The sequence below is a fragment of the Rhodococcus sp. O3 genome (genome assembly GCF_048897285.1).
In the GTDB taxonomy this organism is placed as follows: Bacteria; Actinomycetota; Actinomycetes; order Mycobacteriales; family Mycobacteriaceae; genus Rhodococcus.
This window is the reverse complement of the sequence record NZ_JBMBTE010000050.1, coordinates 1-15,561: the sequence shown is the minus strand read 5'-3', so window position 1 is coordinate 15,561 and position 15,561 is coordinate 1. Positions and strand designations below refer to the sequence as shown.

The following is a 15,561-nucleotide window of genomic DNA, read 5'->3' as shown; positions in this document are numbered from 1 at the left end:
GGTGGACGGTGACGGTCGACGGCAGCCGGTCCGTAGACTGCGGTCGGTGACTGCGTTCGAACTGTTCCTCGTCGCCCTGGCCGGTCTGGGTGCCGGCGCGATCAATGCCCTCGTCGGCTCCGGCACCCTCATCACGTTCCCGACCCTCGTGGCGTTCGGGGTACCGCCGGTGACCGCGACGATGTCGAACGCGGTCGGGCTCGTCGCCGGTGGGGTGTCGAGCACATGGGGCTATCGACGCGAACTGCGTGGCCAGTGGCCGCGGTTGCGATGGCAGATCCCCGCGTCGCTGTCCGGCGCGCTGCTCGGGGCATGGTTGCTGTTGCACCTGCCGGAGTCGGCGTTCGAGACGATCGTGCCCGTGCTCATGGTGCTGGCGCTGACACTCGTGGTGCTGCAACCGAAGCTGCAGAAGTGGGTGCTGAAGCGGGCGGGCGGAACCGTGGACGAGCACATCGGCCCGGTGCGCCTGTCGATCCTCGTCGCAGGGACGTTCGCGGTCGGCGTGTACGGCGGCTATTTCACTGCGGCACAGGGCATTCTGCTCATGGGACTGTTCGGGGCGTTGCTGCACGACAACATCCAGCGGCAGAACGCGGCGAAGAACTTGCTCTCCCTGCTGGTCAACATCGTCTCGGCGACCACCTACACGCTCGTCGCGTTCGACCGGATCAACTGGGCGGTCGCCGGCGTCATCGCGGTCGGCTCGTTGATCGGCGGGGCGCTGGGATCACGCTACGGCCGTCGACTGTCCCCGGCCGCACTGCGCGGCGTCATCGTCGTCGTCGGCCTCATCGGGCTGTATCGCCTGCTCGGGTGAAACACGCGAAACCGTCCGTCCTGTCGGCACTTCGGCACTCCCAGTGCCGAAGTGCCGACGTCCGTCGGTCAGTCTCTCGGCGCGCGTGGGCGAGTCGTCGGCTGAGCGTTTTTCTCCGTTGCGGCCGGGTCGGATCCCGGCACGGCGATCCGCGCGGTCACGAGTGATCCCCCTGTGTCGGCAACCGGCGGTCGAGCAGACAGGAGCCGGTGACGCCACCGAAGTGGGTGACCGCGAGATCGGCGCTGCGCCAGATGCCATCTCCCCGGTCGATCGTCGACAGTCGGCGCACCCGCGCCTGCCCACGGAACGGACAGCCGGCGTCACGATCGGGCCCGGCCGCGACGAGTTCCAGTTTCCGCATCCACAGCGCGTTGCTCGTGGGTCGGTCGACGCCGTCGAGTCCGTGGAGCAGCGCCCGGGACAGCTGCGCGGCACCGAGTACGGCATCGATCACCGAAATCGACCGAGGCCACGCGGTTTCGGCTCCGCCGAAGGCAGTGGTGGTGTCGATGTCGATCTCCAGGGTCGCGGTGACGGAGTCGTCCTCGACGGTGAGGTCCCTCGCGGTGAGAGTGTGCGACTTGTATCCACCGAGATAGAACGGCGACACCGTCGCCGTCGACGGCCCGGGTACCCGGTCCGTTCCGCTGCCGTACTGCTCCCCGACTCCGACCGGGTGCACCAGTGTCATCGTTCCCCGGAACCGGCCGACCCGGAAGGTCGCAGTGGTCGCGACAGTGCCGTCCAGAGGCGGCGCGACGCCGGTCACGACCGCCGAGACCGGGACGCGGTGCAGGTCCTCCTCCGGCCGGGTTCCGGCGGTGATCTTGGTGTGCGCCACCCAGATGCGGGCCTGCTCGTCCGGTTCGAGTCTGCGCGCATGGCTCAGTCCGGTTTCGAGCAGTGACGCGGCCAGGGCCACCGCGTCGATGAACGACACGTGCGGGACGAGTTCTGTCGAACCCTTCTCGGACCAATCTCGGGGGTAGTCGAGGACCGCGATGGCGCGGTACTCGGTTCCCGGCCCGGTGGATCGGCCCAGATCCAGGTCGATGAGATCGTGGTTCACGTTCTTGTAGCCGCGTCCGAAATAGCGGCCGTCGGCGGCACCCAGCACCTCGTCGAGGGAAGAGTGCGCGGTCGGAGCGGTCACAGCGCACCCTCCATGTGCGTGCCGGCAGTGCCGCGTGCCGGCGGTGGCAACGTCACGACCTGACCAGCCCAGGACAGCCCCCATCGAACTCCCCCTACCAAGATCGAACTGTACGTGGGTATGTAACATACCCACGTACAGTCATGTGCGCCAGCCCAGGGGCACGGTCGTCCCGTCGACTCGCCGGGGGTGCACACCGGGTCGGTAGGATCCGCGAGGTGGAAACGCTTCCGTCACGGCGCGAGGAGTACGCGCTGCGCACCTACGATGCGCTCGTCGAGATCGGTGCCGATCTGTTCGCGGCCCAGGGGTATGCGAACACGTCGATCGAACAGATCGCCAGGATGGCACGCGTGACGAAAGGTGCTGTCTACCATCATTTCTCCGACAAGCAGGCGCTGTTCGCCGAGGCGTTCGAACGGGAGTGCGCAGCCTGCCTCGAGCGCGTCCGCGCGACGCTGGACCCGGAACCCGAGAACGCGATCGAGGCGATCGTCGACGGTCTCGCCCGGATCTTCGACGAGCATGCCGTCAATCCCCGGCTCCGGGCTCTTTCCCAGCAGGCCACCAGCGCGATCGGTGAAGCCCGGCGACGGGAGATCCAGGCCGGCAAATCCGTGCCCGTCGTGCGGGAACTGCTCGAACAGGCGACCCGGTCCGGCACCGTCGTCGGCATCGACGAGGACACCGCCGCGCGCATGATTCTCGAACTGGGCTTCTACGGTCTCGTCTCGTACGCCGACGATCCGACGCCGGAAACCCGCGCCGTCGTCGAGCACACACTCGGCAGCTTCATCCGGGGACTGTCCGTTCGTCCTCGGTGACGTCCAGCGCTCCGGCGACCGCGGATGACAAGATGGGGCGGTGAGCACACCCGAGGTCAATCCCGCCCCCGCCTGGACCTACCTGATGGACATGGACGGCGTGCTCGTCCACGAGGACGCGCTCATTCCGGGCGCGGACGCCTTCCTCAGTGAACTGCGTTCGAACGGAACGCCGTTCATGGTGCTGACCAACAACTCGATCCGGACGCCGCGCGATCTGCGGGCCCGGTTGCAGCGCACGGGACTCGACATCCCCGAGGAATCGATCTGGACGTCGGCGCTCGCGACCGCGACGTTCCTGGCGAACCAGCGGCCGGAGGGCACCGCATACGTCGTCGGCGAGTCGGGTCTGACGACGGCGCTGCACGACATCGGTTACGTGCTCACCGACAGCGATCCCGACTACGTGGTGCTCGGCGAGACCCGCACCTATTCGTTCGAGGCGATAACGACGGCCATCCGGCTCATCGAGCGCGGCGCGCGGTTCATCGCGACGAATCCCGATCCGACCGGTCCGTCGCTCGAGGGTTCGCTTCCGGCGACCGGCGCCGTCGCGGCGCTCATCACGCGAGCAACCGGTCGTGAACCGTACTTCGTGGGCAAGCCGAACGCGCTCATGATGCGGTCCGCACTGCGAGCGATCGGGGCGCACTCGGCGTCGACGGTGATGATCGGCGACCGCATGGACACCGACATCGTCGCCGGTCTGGAAGCGGGGCTTCAGACATTGCTCGTGCTCACCGGCATCTCGACGCGCGCGTCGGTCGAGTTGTACCCCTACCGGCCCACGCGGATCATCGAATCGGTCGCAGATCTGGTGGGACGCACCACGAATCCGTTCTGACGTCGCCTTCCGGCCCCCACCGGGCCGGAAGGCGACAGCGCCCCGCCACCGAGAGGATGAGGCTCTCGGTGGCGGGGCCGGCTATCTGTCAGGTGCCTGTCAGCCGATGCTGAAAGGCTGTCCCCACAGGGTGACCTGCTGGGTGTCGGTCGCCGTGTTGACCGTGACCTTCACGAAGCTGCGGGCCTGGGCGTAGCCGGCGCAGCCGTCGACCTTGAGGGTGGAGTCACCCCAGGTGACGCTGCCTTCCTTACCCTTGAACATCATGAACGGGCGGTTGACCCGCTCGCCGAAGGCGTTCTCCTGCTCCAGGTCGAGGACGTGGAAGTTGACAGCCTGGCCCGGCGAAAGGGTGACGCCGACATTGGCATTCAAGCCGGACTTCATGGTGACACCAGTCGAATCCTTGAGATCCCCGCTGCCAGTTGCGCCGGCACCACCCGTACCGGTGATGTTGACCTGGCAACCGACGACGTAGCCCGGCTGGATCCGGCCACCGGTGACGCCCGGGCCATCCAGCTTGACCTCGGCGCGGCCGGAAACCCACACATTGCGGTGCGTCGGGGTGGCGCCCAGGGACGCGTTGATGTTGGCGGACTCGTTCGTGCGGGTCACCGTGACGGTGGTGGTGCCGACCTTCTCCGTGATGGTGCCGTCCGGCAGGGGCACGAAGGTGTCGGCGTTGGCCGCCCCCACGGAGGCGAAGCCGATCGCGACCGCGACGGTGGCGCCGACACCGGCCGCCTGAAGACCGCGACGCAGGCCCTTGGTGATGCTGGTTTTCATGTCTTCTCTCTCGAGTTTCCGGCTCGCATGAGCGAGCAGTCAGTCAGGGTCTGGCGCGGTGTTCAGCCGATGCTGAACGGCTGACCGTACAGAGTGGTCTTGACGTAGTCGTTGCCCACGATCTCGAGGACCGTGTAGGCACGTGCCTGCGCCTGACCGCCGCAGCCCTGCTGGCTGAGCTCGGCATCCTTGTACTGGATGGTGTACGTGGTGTTGGGCTTGGTGATGTCCTTGCCCTCGACATGCACGAACCGCACCTGGCCCGGCTGCAGCGGAACCGCGAGCGAAGCCGATGGGCCCACCGAGTTCGTGACGGTGGAAGCCAGGCTCGTGAGAACACCCTCCGGCGACAGAGCACCCGTGGTCGTGCCAGAGGTGCCGAAGTTGATGCCCAGGTTGCCCTTCAAGCCGGAGATGTCGACCTGGCAGCCGATGATGTAGCCGGTGTTGATGCGCGAGACACCGTGGGTCGAGGAGTTGTTGGTGCCGTTCAGGCTCGAGGTGCTGCCGTCGGTCTTGCCGGCTTCGGTCGGCAGCTTGAGGTCGCCGATCTCGGCCTTGACCGTGCCGGACACCCACGCGACGCGGCCGGCGCCGTGCCCGGCAAGCGAGGGCGAGACAAGCGCGTTCTCACCGGTGCGCGAGATCTTTGCCGCGACACCCGGTGCCGCGATCTCGCCGTCTGCCAGCGGAACGAGGGTATCGGCGTTCGCCGCACCTGCGGACAGGAACCCCAGTGCGATGGCTGCGGCAGCGGCGACGCTGCCGATCCGGGCGCCGCGGCGCAGTCCGGACGCGTGCTTCTTGCTCAATTGGTACCCCTACTCAGGTGTGTGCGGTGCCCGTCCTCGCGGAGGGCACGGTCGAGCACGCCGATCTCCGGGCAGCAGAGATCGACTGGTATGTGTCACAGCTTTTCGCGTCGTGCGAATAGCCCTCTTGCGCAAAGGACCTCGACGCGCGGTCGACTGTCGCCCCACAGGGCACTGTGGCCGTCCCAGAACCCTCCGGCCTCAGTTCGTGACGAACGATAACACGGGTTGTGAATAGCACCACTAACGATTTCCGAGGTGTGAGCCAGATCACCTTTCGGTGAAAATTACGTAAGGAGAAGGTCAAGTCGACTCGTCCCAGTAACGGTGTCCGAAGTGCGAATATTACTGTCCGGTAACTGTTTTCGTCCTCGTTGCGCACTCTCCGGAGAGCAAAGCCCTATAGAGTGACACATCACAACAAGTTAAAACCATGTTACTGGCGGTTGCACACACCTCGTGTCGTACCGGCTGTATGCAATCGCCCGCCGGATTCCGCAACCAACACCGGTCTCGGCGTCACACGGACACACCGGCGCGACGCAACGCGCGGCGGACCCGCTCGACGAGGACGTCCGGCCGGCTGTACAAGAGGTCGGCACCGACGCGGATGACCGTCCACCCCAGTTCCGGCAACAGCGCATAGCGGTCGATGTCGAGCGTCCGCTGCTTCCGGTCCGTCCAATGATGCGCGCCGTCGTACTCGCCCAGGACCTTCCACCGCTTCCAACCCATGTCGGCACGCGCCACGAATCCGACCTCGTCGAGAATTTCGATCTGGGTCTCCGGTCTCGGGAGCCCTGCACGGATCAGCAGCAGACGGGTGTGCGTTTCCGGCGGCGACGCAGCGCCGCCATCAGCGAGTTCCAGCACTTTCCGCATCGACACCAGGTTCCGCGCACCTTTACATTGTGCCGCAACGGATTCGATCTCACCGATCTTCAGACCGGTTGCGTTACACAGTGAATCCACCCTTTCGACGCACCGGTCCAGGTTGTCACCGCGAGCAAGATCGAAACCGGTCCGCGCGGGCGTGGTAACCGTGAAGCCCGCGACCACACACGTTTCGACCTCGGAGATGTTGTGTACGACGATGCCCGGCGTCGACCTCAGCTTGCCCGGTCTGATGATCTCCGCAGGAAGTTTCGGATCGAGCCACTTCGCGCCGTGCACTGCCGCTGCAGAGGTCCCCGCCAGTACGCCGCTCGAGCCGGCCCACAACCAGGCGGCGTGCGCACGCCGCAGTGCCGTTGCTTCGAGACCTGGAGCGATGTACACGTTGCGGTGCAGTTTCACGAAGTGGTGTGCCAGTTGGTATCGCGTCACCGCCCCCGCTGCCAGCGCCGCCGTTCCGGTGAACGGCTCGTCGAAGTCGACCATGACGAGGAGCGTCCCCCGCGGCACGAGCCTCCGGAACCCCGAAGCCCCCGATTGTGGACAACTTCGTACCTGTCCACAGATCGGAAGGGGACGAGACCGGCGTTGTGCTCGATCTTCGGCCCCGATATCGACAACAACACCGGTTTCGGCGAGACACTGAGTCTCACCACCACCTCCACCAGTAGGACCAGCAGTACACGTAGTGCAACCCACTGCGGACGAACCACCACGAATAGTGGTGATCGCCGCATCCATGGTATTGGGAGTCAGCGCAAGGAAACAGGAATTCCCGCGACCACGAGGGTCACCGCGTCCGACACCTCGGCGACACGAGTATTGAGTCGGCCCAGCAAATCTCGGAACAGCCGACCCGACGCCGTCGCCGGAACCACACCGCTACCCACCTCGTTGGTCACAGCGACGACCGGAACCGCACACGCTTGCCACGCGCCGATCAATTCCTCGATGTCGGCGTCGACCGCGGCGACGTCTGCTCCGTCCCACACGCCGTGCAGATCCAAGCGCGCGGTGAGCCACGTACCGAGGCAGTCGACGAGCAGCGGCGCCGTCGCGGACCGCAATACCTCGGCGACGTCCACCGTCTCGAGCGTCGCCCACGAGTCCGGTCGCCGCTCCCGGTGCAGCGCCACCCGCTGCGCCCATTCGGCGTCCCCCTCGCGGACGCCACCCGTCGCCACGTACGTGACCGACGGGAACTTCGAGCACAACTCTTCCGCGTGCCGGGACTTCCCCGACCGCACCCCACCGAGCACCAGCGTCCGATGTCCCCCAACGCGCCTGCCGCGGCACACGTGCACCACCTCGCCGTCGCACCCGGCACGGGCGCCGCATTTCCGCAGTCGCTCTCCGAGCTCCGCCATCACGGGATTGTGGTGACCGAGATGCACCGCAACCACATCCGTCGTGTCCGCGATCGCGCCGACGTCGCGCATTCCGTCCACCATCGCCGCGAACTCCGGCAACCCGAGATGCCCGTCGGACAGATCGGAACGGTCACCGAACGTTTCCTCGAGGAACACTGCGTCGTACCCCGCGTCGCGCACGCCGTCGAACCACTCCGCCGGCCACACGCCTGTATCGCAGGCCCACAGCAGCCGCGACCCGTGCGCATCGGCGAGATCGTAGAGTACGGCATCGCCGTCGCGGAATACCCGGTGGCGCGCCGGAAGGACCCGTATGTCGTACTCCCCCACCGCCAGACGGTCGCCCGCCGTCACCGGAACGAAGCGCACCGGATCATCCGGCCCCACCCAGGGACGGCACACGTCCAGCGCATCGACCGGACCGATCACCTCGAGTTCGTGCCCCGTCTCGATCCACGACCGGAACAGCAGTACCTGTGGTCCCAGATGGTCGGCGTGCGAATGGGTGAGCAGCAGGTGCCGCACCCCTGCCAGCGTCCTGCCCGCGCGCACCGCCGCCCGGGGAGCTTCGGGCCCGCAGTCGAGCATGAGCACGTCGTCGACGAGAGCCGCTGTCTGCCCGCGGATTTCACCGCGTCGCTCTGCATCGAGGCACGAGGGACAACGGCAGAACGGGTTGGGCCACCCGTCGGCAGCACCTGTCCCGAGAAGTACGACCTCCATCACGCATCCTCCCGTTCCCGCAGGGGCAGCACCGCCCGGCCGTCACGGCGGTCGAGCACTTCGACCCGCGCCCCGTACACCTGCGCGATCCGGTCGGCGGTGAGGACCTCGGCGGGCGGTCCGTCGGCGACGATTCGCCCCCGGTCGAGGAGGACCAGGCGCTGGCCGTACTGGGCCGCGGACGTGAGATCGTGCATCGCGGCGATCACCGTGAGGCTCTCCTCGCAGCGCATCGAGTCGACGAGGTCGAGCACCTGCTGTTGATGACCGATATCGAGGGCACTGGTGGGTTCGTCGAGCAGCAGCACGTCGGGTTGCTGCGCCAATGCGCGCGCCAGCACGACTCGTTGCAGTTCTCCGCCGGACAACGCGGTCGCCGAGCGGGGCGCGAAGTCTTCGAGTTCGAGCCGGGCGATGACCCGGTCGACGATCTCCAGATCATGCGCTTTCTCACTGCCGAAACGCGGAATGTGGGCGGTGCGTCCGAGCCGGATCAGTTCCCGCACGGTCACCCCGTCGGGAACTATCGGTCGCTGCGGCATCAGCGCGACCGCCCGCGCCACGGCGCGTCGACCGGACTTACGGGGCGTCACGCCGGCGACGCTGATGTCGCCGGTCGCATCGACCAGTCCGGCGATCGAATGCAGCAGTGTCGTCTTCCCCGAACCGTTGGGTCCCACGAGCGACACCCACGTTCCGGCGGACACGACGAGATCGATGTCGTGGAGGACCTCGACTCCTCCGCGCTTGGCGGACACCGACTTACACGTCACGGTCATGCGACGCCTCGGCTGCGACGCAGGACGAACAGGAAGAACGGTGCGCCGATCGCTGCGGTGACGACACCGATCGGCAGTTCGGCCGGTGACATCGCGGTGCGCGCGAGGATGTCGGCGAGAACGATGAAGGCCGCACCCACCATGAGCGACAGCGGAAGCAACAGTCGGTGGCCGGGCCCGACGACGAGGCGCACCGCGTGCGGGATGACGATGCCGACGAATCCGATCAGTCCGCTGGCGGACACCACGGCAGCGGTGCCGAGGGTGGCCACACCCACCAGAACCAGACGGACCCGGGCCGGGTCGATGCCGAGACTCGATGCTTCGACGTCACCGACCGACATGACGTCGAGGGTCCGCCGGTGCAGCGCGATGACGGCGACCGAAACGATCACGTAGGGCAGGATCGTGACGACGTCGGACCATCCGTCGGTGGACAGGCGACCGAGCATCCACGAATACACCTGGCGCAGCGTGTCGTCGTGCAGCTGCATGAAGAACGTCTGGATGGCGTTGGCGAACGCAGCGACGGCGACACCGGCGAGGATGATGACCACTTCGGTGCGCCCGGTGCCGACGGAGCGTCCGAGCACGTACGTGGCGGCCACCGCGAGCAGACCACCGGCGAATGCGGCGATCGGCACGCCGGCGAATCCGGCTGCGCCGCCGACGACGATGGCGAGGGTCGCCCCGAGACCCGCACCGCTCGACACTCCGAGGAGGTAGGGATCGGCGAGCGGGTTGCGGAACACGCCCTGGTAGGCGGCTCCGGCGATCGCGAGCATCGCGCCGACCACGGCACCGAGAGCCACGCGCGGCATACGGATGTTCCACAGGATCGCCTGCTGACGCGTGGACAACCCGGAGTCGACGTCGACGAACGGCAGCGCGTCGACCATGTCGAGGAGGACACCGCGCGCGGTGAGCCCGGCGGGACCGACGAGGATCCCGAGGAGCATCGCGGCGAGGAGAACGAGCGCCGCGCCACCCAGCACGAGGGCGCGGCGGCGCGGCGTCGATGTCACGGTGTGGGCTGGACTGCCGGGGCAGCCGCGACGATCGCGGCGAGTTCGCGCACGAGATCCACGATGCGCGGACCCCATCGGCTGGCGATGTCCTCGTCGAGGACGTAGACGCGGCCGTCGCGCACCGCGCTGAGTTCGTTCCAGCCGGCGCGCGCGGCGACGACTTCCGGAGTCACGCCGCAGCATTGCCCGTCGGCGAGGAACACGACATCGGGGTTCTGTTCGAGGATGAACTCGTTCGACAGCTGCGGGTAGCCGTTGCCCCCGGTGGCGATGGAGGTGAGGCCGAGCATCCCGTAGATCTGCCCGATGTAGGTGTCGTCGGTAACGCTGTAGAAGGTGTTGTCGAGTTCGTGGTAGTAGGTGAGCGGAGTTTCCCGTTCGGGGAGCCCGGCGAGGATCTCGTCGATGTCCGTCTTCATCTGCGCGACGAGTTCGGCCGCCTCCCCGACGTGTCCGGTGGCTGCGCCGAGCTGCTCGATCTGCGTGTAGGTGTCGTCCAGGTTCTCGGCCGCGGGAAGGATCAGGGTCTCGACCCCGGCCTGTTCGAGTCCGGCGACGAGATCTGCCGTGTCGGCGTTGGAAACCACGAGGTCGGGTTCGTATCCGAGGATCGCCTCGACATTGGGGGTGAAACCCGACAGGTCGGTGACGGGGGCCTCGGCCGGGTAGTCGGACCGGTCGTCGACGGCGATCACCTGGTCGCCGGCGCCGATGGCGTAGAGCATCTCGGTGCTGGTCGGGCTCAGCGACACGATGGCCTGCGGGACGTCGGCGGAAGCCGAGTCGGTTTCACCGGCGGGAGACGTGTCGTCGCCACCGGAGCACCCGGCGGCGAAGAGAGCGAATACCGCGATGCCGGCGGCGAACAGCCGTCGGGTGTTGTCGAGGGGCACAGCCATCCTCCGTTACTCGGAGGACGAAAACAGCACGGCTGCAACGGACGCGTTGCGGCACGTCACCGTCCTTCGTCCGAGGACCAGTACGTACGGGCCCGCGACGCCGGCTGACCTGGCTCACCCGAGGAACGGGACTCACAGTTGCGGGACAGCGCCGGATTCACACCGACTTCACCGAAACGCAGCGGGTGCCCTGTCGACGTGACAGGACACCCGCAGCGTAGCCCACGGCGTACCAGGTCAGGACAGCGCCTGCTGGAGATCCTCGAGGAGATCCTGGGGATCCTCCAGGCCCACGGACAGGCGCACCACCCCGTCGGCCAGGCCGATCGCGGCGCGTCCCTCCGGGCCCATTGCGCGGTGCGTCGTCGTCGCCGGGTGCGTGATGAGCGACTTCGCGTCACCGAGGTTGTTGGAGATATCGACGATCCGCAGCTTGTTGAGCAGCTCGAACGCCTTCTTCTTGCCTTCGCCCTCGGCGGCGGCGAGCTCGAAGGTGATGACGGTTCCGCCGCCGCTCATCTGCGACCGGGCGAGTTCGTGCTGTGGATGCGATTCGAGGTACGGGTACTTGACCCAGTTCACCGCGTCCTGCGTCTCGAGGAACCGGGCGATTTCGAGCGCGGTGTCCACCGAGCGCTGCACGCGCAGCGGCATCGTCTCGAGGCCCTTGAGCAGCGTCCAGGCGTTGAACGGGCTCAGCGCCGGACCGGTGTGGCGGATGAGCTGCTGCACGGGCCCGTCGATGTAGTCCTTCGGACCGAGGATGGCACCACCGAGCACGCGGCCCTGGCCGTCGATGTGCTTGGTCCCGGAGTAGACGATGATGTCGGCACCGAGGTCGAGGCTGCGCTGCAGCAGCGGGGTCGCGAACACGTTGTCCAGCACCACTTTCGCGCCGGCAGCGTGTGCCATCTCCGAGACCTTGCGGACGTCGACGAGGGTCTGCATCGGGTTCGACGGCGTCTCGAAGAACACCGCGGTGGTCGGCACCGACAGTGCCTGCTCCCACTGGTCGAGGTCCTCGCCGTCGACGAACACGGTCTCCACACCCCACCGGGGCAGGATCTCGTTGCACACCACGAAGCACGAACCGAACAGGCTGCGGGCCGCGACGAGGCGGTCGCCCTTCCCGAGCAGCGCACCGAGCGCGGTGAACACCGCGGACATGCCGCTGGCGGTGGCGTACGCGCCTTCGGCACCGTCGAGCAGCCGCAGACGCTCCTCGAACATCTTCACGGTCGGGTTGCCGTACCGGGAGTAGACGAAGTGGTCGACTTCACCGGTGAAGGCCTGCTCGGCGGCCTCGGCGGATTCGTACACGAAGCCGGAATTGAGGTACAGCGCCTCGGAGGTCTCCTCGAATCCGGAGCGCAGCAGGCCGCCGCGGACACCGACCGTGGCCGGGCGCACCGAATCGGGCAGTGGCCGCTGGAACGCGCCACCCTGGGGAATTGCACTCACGACTGCCTCCACGGCAGGCCCGCGGCCCGCCAGCCCTGGGCGCCGCGATGACCCTCGGGGTCGAGGGCGCCTTCGAATCCTTCGAGAACGTTGTAGGACGGGGTCAGGCCCGCAGCGGTCGCCGCGACGGCAGCACCGATGGAACGCTGCCCCGAGCGACACAGGAAGACGACCGGCCCTTGGTCGATGCCGGCCTCGCGCAGTTCGTCGACGAACCGGGGGTTGGGCGCACCGGTCGGGTAGCCGACCCATTCGACGAAGACGGTGCGGCGACCGATGGACGAGGTCTCGGGAACCCCGACGTATTTCCACTCGGCGTCGGTACGCACATCGACGAGCACGGCATCCGGGTTTTCCTGCAGCAGCTCCCAGGCTTGCTGCGGCGTTATATCACCTGCGTAGCTCACCGCACCAGCTTTCCACAGACGTGTCGGGACCTGCGAGCCGGGCGGGGGTCAGGCGGTGCAGATCCGCCAGTCGCCGTCGACCCGCGTCAGCGACCAGACGACCGTCTCCTGCGTTCCGTCGACGGTGGTGCGTGCCTCGACGCGGCCCCGGTCCCCGTCGATGTCGACGGTGCCGAACTCGTCGATCCGGACTTCCCCGTCGACGTCGGCGAGCGGTGCCTGATCGGCGGACAGCTCGGCGCAGCGAAGCCGCGTCATCGCATCGTCGTCGTCGGCGTTGTGTGCTCCCACGTAGGCGTCGACCGTCCGGGACACCAGATCGGAGTCGCTCAGGGGTTCGTCGGACGACCCGAAGACCTGCCCGGCGACGACGACGAGGATGAGTACGACCACGACGGCGAGGGCCCCGAGGATCGGCCCGGCGGTGCTGCGTTCGGGCTCGTCGGGGTCCGGTTCGGGTGCGGGTCGCTTGTCTGCCATGCCCCCGATCCTAGGTGGAGGACGATCGCCGCCGGTCGGGGCGCATTTGCCTCAATAAACCCTCTCGAGGTAGGAATTGGTTCATGGCCTACGCACACCTCGTTCGACGTCTTGCCGTCGACCTCTGTCGTGTGTCTGCCCATATGTGTTGTCGCTGAAGCGATTCCCCACCCAGCTGCGTTCTGTGCGCACTCGCCGCCCGTCTGCCGCGGCACCGTGTCGGCCCATCAGAGGGCAACCTAAATTAAGCTGAATCACGTCCGTCCGTTCTCCGAAGAGGTAGTTGACCCCTGATGACCGATCAGACTCGTCCCCTTCGCGTCGCCATCGTCGGTGCCGGTCCCGCCGGTATCTACGCCGCCGATGCGCTCATGAAGTCCGACACTGCGCAGGATCCCGGGGTCAGCATCGACCTGTTCGAACGCATGCCGGCGCCGTTCGGCCTGATCCGCTACGGCGTGGCCCCGGACCACCCGCGCATCAAGGGCATCATCACCGCCCTGCACAAGGTGCTCGACAAGCCGCAGGTCCGCCTGCTCGGCAACCTCGACTACGGCACCGACTTCACCCTCGAGGACCTGAAGCGGTTCTACGACGCGGTGATCTTCTCCACCGGCGCCAACGCCGACCGGGCCCTGAACATCCCCGGCATCGACCTCGACGGCAGCTACGGCGCCGCCGACTTCGTGTCCTGGTACGACGGCCACCCGGACGTGCCGCGCGAGTGGCCGCTCGACGCCGAGAAGGTCGCGGTGCTCGGGGTCGGCAACGTCGCCCTCGACATCGCCCGCGTGCTCGCCAAGACCGGCGACGAGCTGCTGCCGACCGAGATCCCGCCGAACGTCTACGAGGGCCTGAAGAAGAACAAGGCCGTCGAGGTGCACGTCTTCGGTCGCCGCGGCCCGGCGCAGGCCAAGTTCACCCCGCTCGAGCTGCGCGAACTCGACCATTCGCCCACCATCGAGGTCATCGTCGATCCGGAGGACATCGAGTACGACGAGGGCTCCGAGCTCGCACGCCGCAACTCCAAGCAGGTCGACATGGTCGCCAACACCCTGCAGGACTGGGCGATCCGCGACGTGGGCGACCGCCCGCACAAGCTGTTCCTGCACTTCTTCGAGTCGCCCACCGAGGTGCTCGGCGAGAACGGCAAGGTCGCCGGCCTGCGCACCGAACGCACCGAGCTCGACGGCACCGGCAACGTCCGCGGCACCGGCAGGTTCAACGACTGGGAGGTCCAGGCGGTCTACCGCGCGGTCGGCTACCTGTCGCAGAACATCGCGCAGCTGCCGTTCGACGACCAGGCCGGCACCGTCCCCAACGAGGCCGGGCGCGTCGTCGCCGACGAGACCGCCGAGGGTCACGACCGGTTCCTGCCGCACACCTACGTCACCGGCTGGATCAAGCGCGGCCCGGTCGGCCTGATCGGCCACACCAAGGGCGACGCGAACGAGACGGTCGCGAACCTGCTCGAGGACCACGCCAAGGGCCGCCTGAACACCCCGGCCGAGCCCGACGCGGATGCCGTCGTCGCGTTCCTCGAGGGCAAGCAACTGCCCTACACCACGTGGCAGGGCTGGTACCGCCTCGACGCGCACGAACGCAGCCTGGGCGAGGCCGAGGGCCGCGAGCGCGTGAAGGTCGTCGAGCGTGACGACATGTTCCGCGCCTCGGAACCCCACAAGGCCTGACCGGGGGGACAGCCCCTCTTTTCCGAGCGAACGGTACGTTCCGTCGGTTGAAACCGCCTGATCCGATGGAACGTACCGTTCGCTCGTTTCGGGGGGGAGGGTCCGGAGCGGGACTCAGAGGACGAACAGCACGGCCCACAGCCAGGCGCCGGCGGCGACGAGACCGCCGAGCAGTTCCACGAGCATCGACAGGCCGACCGCCTTGGTCGCCTCGACCGTCGAATCCCACGCGCCGCGGTGGGTGCGGTGCCGCTGCGCCTCGGACAGGTACATGCCGAGCAGGAAGCCCAGCACCAGGCCGATCACCGGCACCACGAAGAATCCGACGATCCCGACGAGCCCACCGACGACGAGCGAGCGGGTCGGCACACCCGCCTGCCGGATCCGTTTGCCGGGCCACGTGTACTTCACGACGCCGGTGACGACCAGGGCGACCGTCGCGATCGCGAACACGACCCACGCGGTGGTCCCGCCGGTGAGGATCGCCCACAGCAGGATCGCGCCGAAGATCAGGATGGTGCCGGGCAGGATCGGCACGACGATCCCGAACAGGCCGACGAGGATCGCGAGGCCGACGAGGGCCTCCG

16 protein-coding genes and 1 riboswitch are annotated in these 15,561 nt (G+C 67.5%); of the genes, 4 read left to right on the top strand and 12 right to left on the bottom strand.

The window, feature by feature from the left end:
* Positions 1 to 46: 46 nt before the first annotated feature.
* A complete protein-coding gene (locus ACN675_RS15555; protein ID WP_420751694.1) occupies positions 47 to 820 on the top strand; it encodes a sulfite exporter TauE/SafE family protein in 774 nt (257 codons plus the stop codon).
* 157 nt (positions 821 to 977) lie between these two features.
* On the opposite strand, the gene ACN675_RS15550 is transcribed toward ACN675_RS15555, so the two are convergent.
* The gene (locus tag ACN675_RS15550; RefSeq protein WP_420751693.1) at positions 978 to 1,976 is read right to left on the bottom strand and encodes an AvrD family protein; all 999 of its coding nucleotides are present in this window, start codon (positions 1,974 to 1,976) and stop codon (positions 978 to 980) included.
* 218 nt (positions 1,977 to 2,194) lie between these two features.
* Between ACN675_RS15550 and ACN675_RS15545 the strand changes: the two genes are divergently transcribed.
* A complete protein-coding gene (locus tag ACN675_RS15545) occupies positions 2,195 to 2,800 on the top strand; it encodes a TetR/AcrR family transcriptional regulator (protein WP_420751692.1) in 606 nt (201 codons plus the stop codon).
* A gap of 85 nt (positions 2,801 to 2,885) precedes the next feature.
* Positions 2,886 to 3,644 (top strand): HAD-IIA family hydrolase, encoded by a 759-nt coding sequence (locus ACN675_RS15540; protein WP_420751717.1) that lies wholly within the window; start codon positions 2,886 to 2,888, stop codon positions 3,642 to 3,644.
* A 99-nt stretch (positions 3,645 to 3,743) separates the two neighbouring features.
* Here ACN675_RS15540 and ACN675_RS15535 read toward each other — a convergent pair whose 3' ends face one another.
* The 10 genes from ACN675_RS15535 to ACN675_RS15490 form a co-directional block, all read right to left on the bottom strand.
* Positions 3,744 to 4,430: an MspA family porin gene (locus ACN675_RS15535; RefSeq protein ID WP_420751691.1), complete on the bottom strand. Its 687-nt coding sequence runs from the start codon at positions 4,428 to 4,430 to the stop codon at positions 3,744 to 3,746.
* A gap of 62 nt (positions 4,431 to 4,492) precedes the next feature.
* Positions 4,493 to 5,242, bottom strand: coding sequence for an MspA family porin (locus tag ACN675_RS15530; protein WP_420751690.1), 750 nt, complete (start codon positions 5,240 to 5,242; stop codon positions 4,493 to 4,495).
* Positions 5,243 to 5,761: 519 nt separating this feature from the next.
* Positions 5,762 to 6,622, bottom strand: coding sequence for a hypothetical protein (locus ACN675_RS15525; protein WP_420751689.1), 861 nt, complete (start codon positions 6,620 to 6,622; stop codon positions 5,762 to 5,764).
* Between the two features lie 266 nt (positions 6,623 to 6,888).
* Positions 6,889 to 8,229, bottom strand: a complete 1,341-nt coding sequence (gene cobU / locus ACN675_RS15520; RefSeq protein WP_420751688.1) for a bifunctional adenosylcobinamide kinase/adenosylcobinamide-phosphate guanylyltransferase — start codon at positions 8,227 to 8,229, stop codon at positions 6,889 to 6,891.
* The gene (locus ACN675_RS15515) at positions 8,229 to 9,008 is read right to left on the bottom strand and encodes an ABC transporter ATP-binding protein (RefSeq protein ID WP_420751687.1); all 780 of its coding nucleotides are present in this window, start codon (positions 9,006 to 9,008) and stop codon (positions 8,229 to 8,231) included. Before ACN675_RS15515 ends, cobU begins: the two co-directional genes overlap by 1 nt.
* A complete protein-coding gene (locus ACN675_RS15510) occupies positions 9,005 to 9,967 on the bottom strand; it encodes a FecCD family ABC transporter permease (RefSeq protein ID WP_420751716.1) in 963 nt (320 codons plus the stop codon). The genes ACN675_RS15515 and ACN675_RS15510 overlap by 4 nt, the downstream gene beginning before the upstream one ends.
* 62 nt (positions 9,968 to 10,029) lie before the next feature.
* Complete coding sequence (locus ACN675_RS15505) at positions 10,030 to 10,935, bottom strand: ABC transporter substrate-binding protein (RefSeq protein ID WP_420751686.1); 906 nt, start codon at positions 10,933 to 10,935, stop codon at positions 10,030 to 10,032.
* 81 nt (positions 10,936 to 11,016) lie between these two features.
* Positions 11,017 to 11,151: riboswitch (cobalamin riboswitch) on the bottom strand.
* 21 nt (positions 11,152 to 11,172) lie between these two features.
* Positions 11,173 to 12,396 carry an O-succinylhomoserine sulfhydrylase gene (locus tag ACN675_RS15500; RefSeq protein WP_420751685.1) on the bottom strand — a complete coding sequence of 408 codons (1,224 nt, stop codon included), beginning with the start codon at positions 12,394 to 12,396 and terminating at the stop codon, positions 11,173 to 11,175.
* Positions 12,393 to 12,803, bottom strand: coding sequence for a rhodanese-like domain-containing protein (locus ACN675_RS15495; protein WP_420751684.1), 411 nt, complete (start codon positions 12,801 to 12,803; stop codon positions 12,393 to 12,395). Before ACN675_RS15495 ends, ACN675_RS15500 begins: the two co-directional genes overlap by 4 nt.
* Before the next feature lie 48 nt (positions 12,804 to 12,851).
* A complete protein-coding gene (locus tag ACN675_RS15490) occupies positions 12,852 to 13,283 on the bottom strand; it encodes a hypothetical protein (RefSeq protein ID WP_420751683.1) in 432 nt (143 codons plus the stop codon).
* A 293-nt stretch (positions 13,284 to 13,576) separates the two neighbouring features.
* Between ACN675_RS15490 and ACN675_RS15485 the strand changes: the two genes are divergently transcribed.
* The gene (locus ACN675_RS15485; RefSeq protein ID WP_420751682.1) at positions 13,577 to 14,974 is read left to right on the top strand and encodes an FAD-dependent oxidoreductase; all 1,398 of its coding nucleotides are present in this window, start codon (positions 13,577 to 13,579) and stop codon (positions 14,972 to 14,974) included.
* Between the two features lie 114 nt (positions 14,975 to 15,088).
* Here ACN675_RS15485 and ACN675_RS15480 read toward each other — a convergent pair.
* A partial coding sequence (locus ACN675_RS15480) for a DUF456 domain-containing protein (protein ID WP_420751681.1) occupies positions 15,089 to 15,561 on the bottom strand: 473 nt, incomplete at its 5' end.

What these genes read in the sequence shown, in the direction of transcription:
- ACN675_RS15540 (WP_420751717.1), top strand. Translation starts at nt 2,886, where the DNA reads ATGGACATGGACGGCGTGCTCGTCCACGAGGACGCGCTCATTCCGGGC.
- ACN675_RS15535 (WP_420751691.1), bottom strand. Translation starts at nt 4,430, where the DNA reads ATGAAAACCAGCATCACCAAGGGCCTGCGTCGCGGTCTTCAGGCGGCC.
- ACN675_RS15525 (WP_420751689.1), bottom strand. Translation starts at nt 6,622, where the DNA reads ATGGTCGACTTCGACGAGCCGTTCACCGGAACGGCGGCGCTGGCAGCG.
- cobU (WP_420751688.1), bottom strand. Translation starts at nt 8,229, where the DNA reads ATGGAGGTCGTACTTCTCGGGACAGGTGCTGCCGACGGGTGGCCCAAC.
- ACN675_RS15515 (WP_420751687.1), bottom strand. Translation starts at nt 9,008, where the DNA reads ATGACCGTGACGTGTAAGTCGGTGTCCGCCAAGCGCGGAGGAGTCGAG.
- ACN675_RS15510 (WP_420751716.1), bottom strand. Translation starts at nt 9,967, where the DNA reads ATGCTCCTCGGGATCCTCGTCGGTCCCGCCGGGCTCACCGCGCGCGGT.
- ACN675_RS15505 (WP_420751686.1), bottom strand. Translation starts at nt 10,935, where the DNA reads ATGGCTGTGCCCCTCGACAACACCCGACGGCTGTTCGCCGCCGGCATC.
- ACN675_RS15490 (WP_420751683.1), bottom strand. Translation starts at nt 13,283, where the DNA reads ATGGCAGACAAGCGACCCGCACCCGAACCGGACCCCGACGAGCCCGAA.
- ACN675_RS15485 (WP_420751682.1), top strand. Translation starts at nt 13,577, where the DNA reads ATGACCGATCAGACTCGTCCCCTTCGCGTCGCCATCGTCGGTGCCGGT.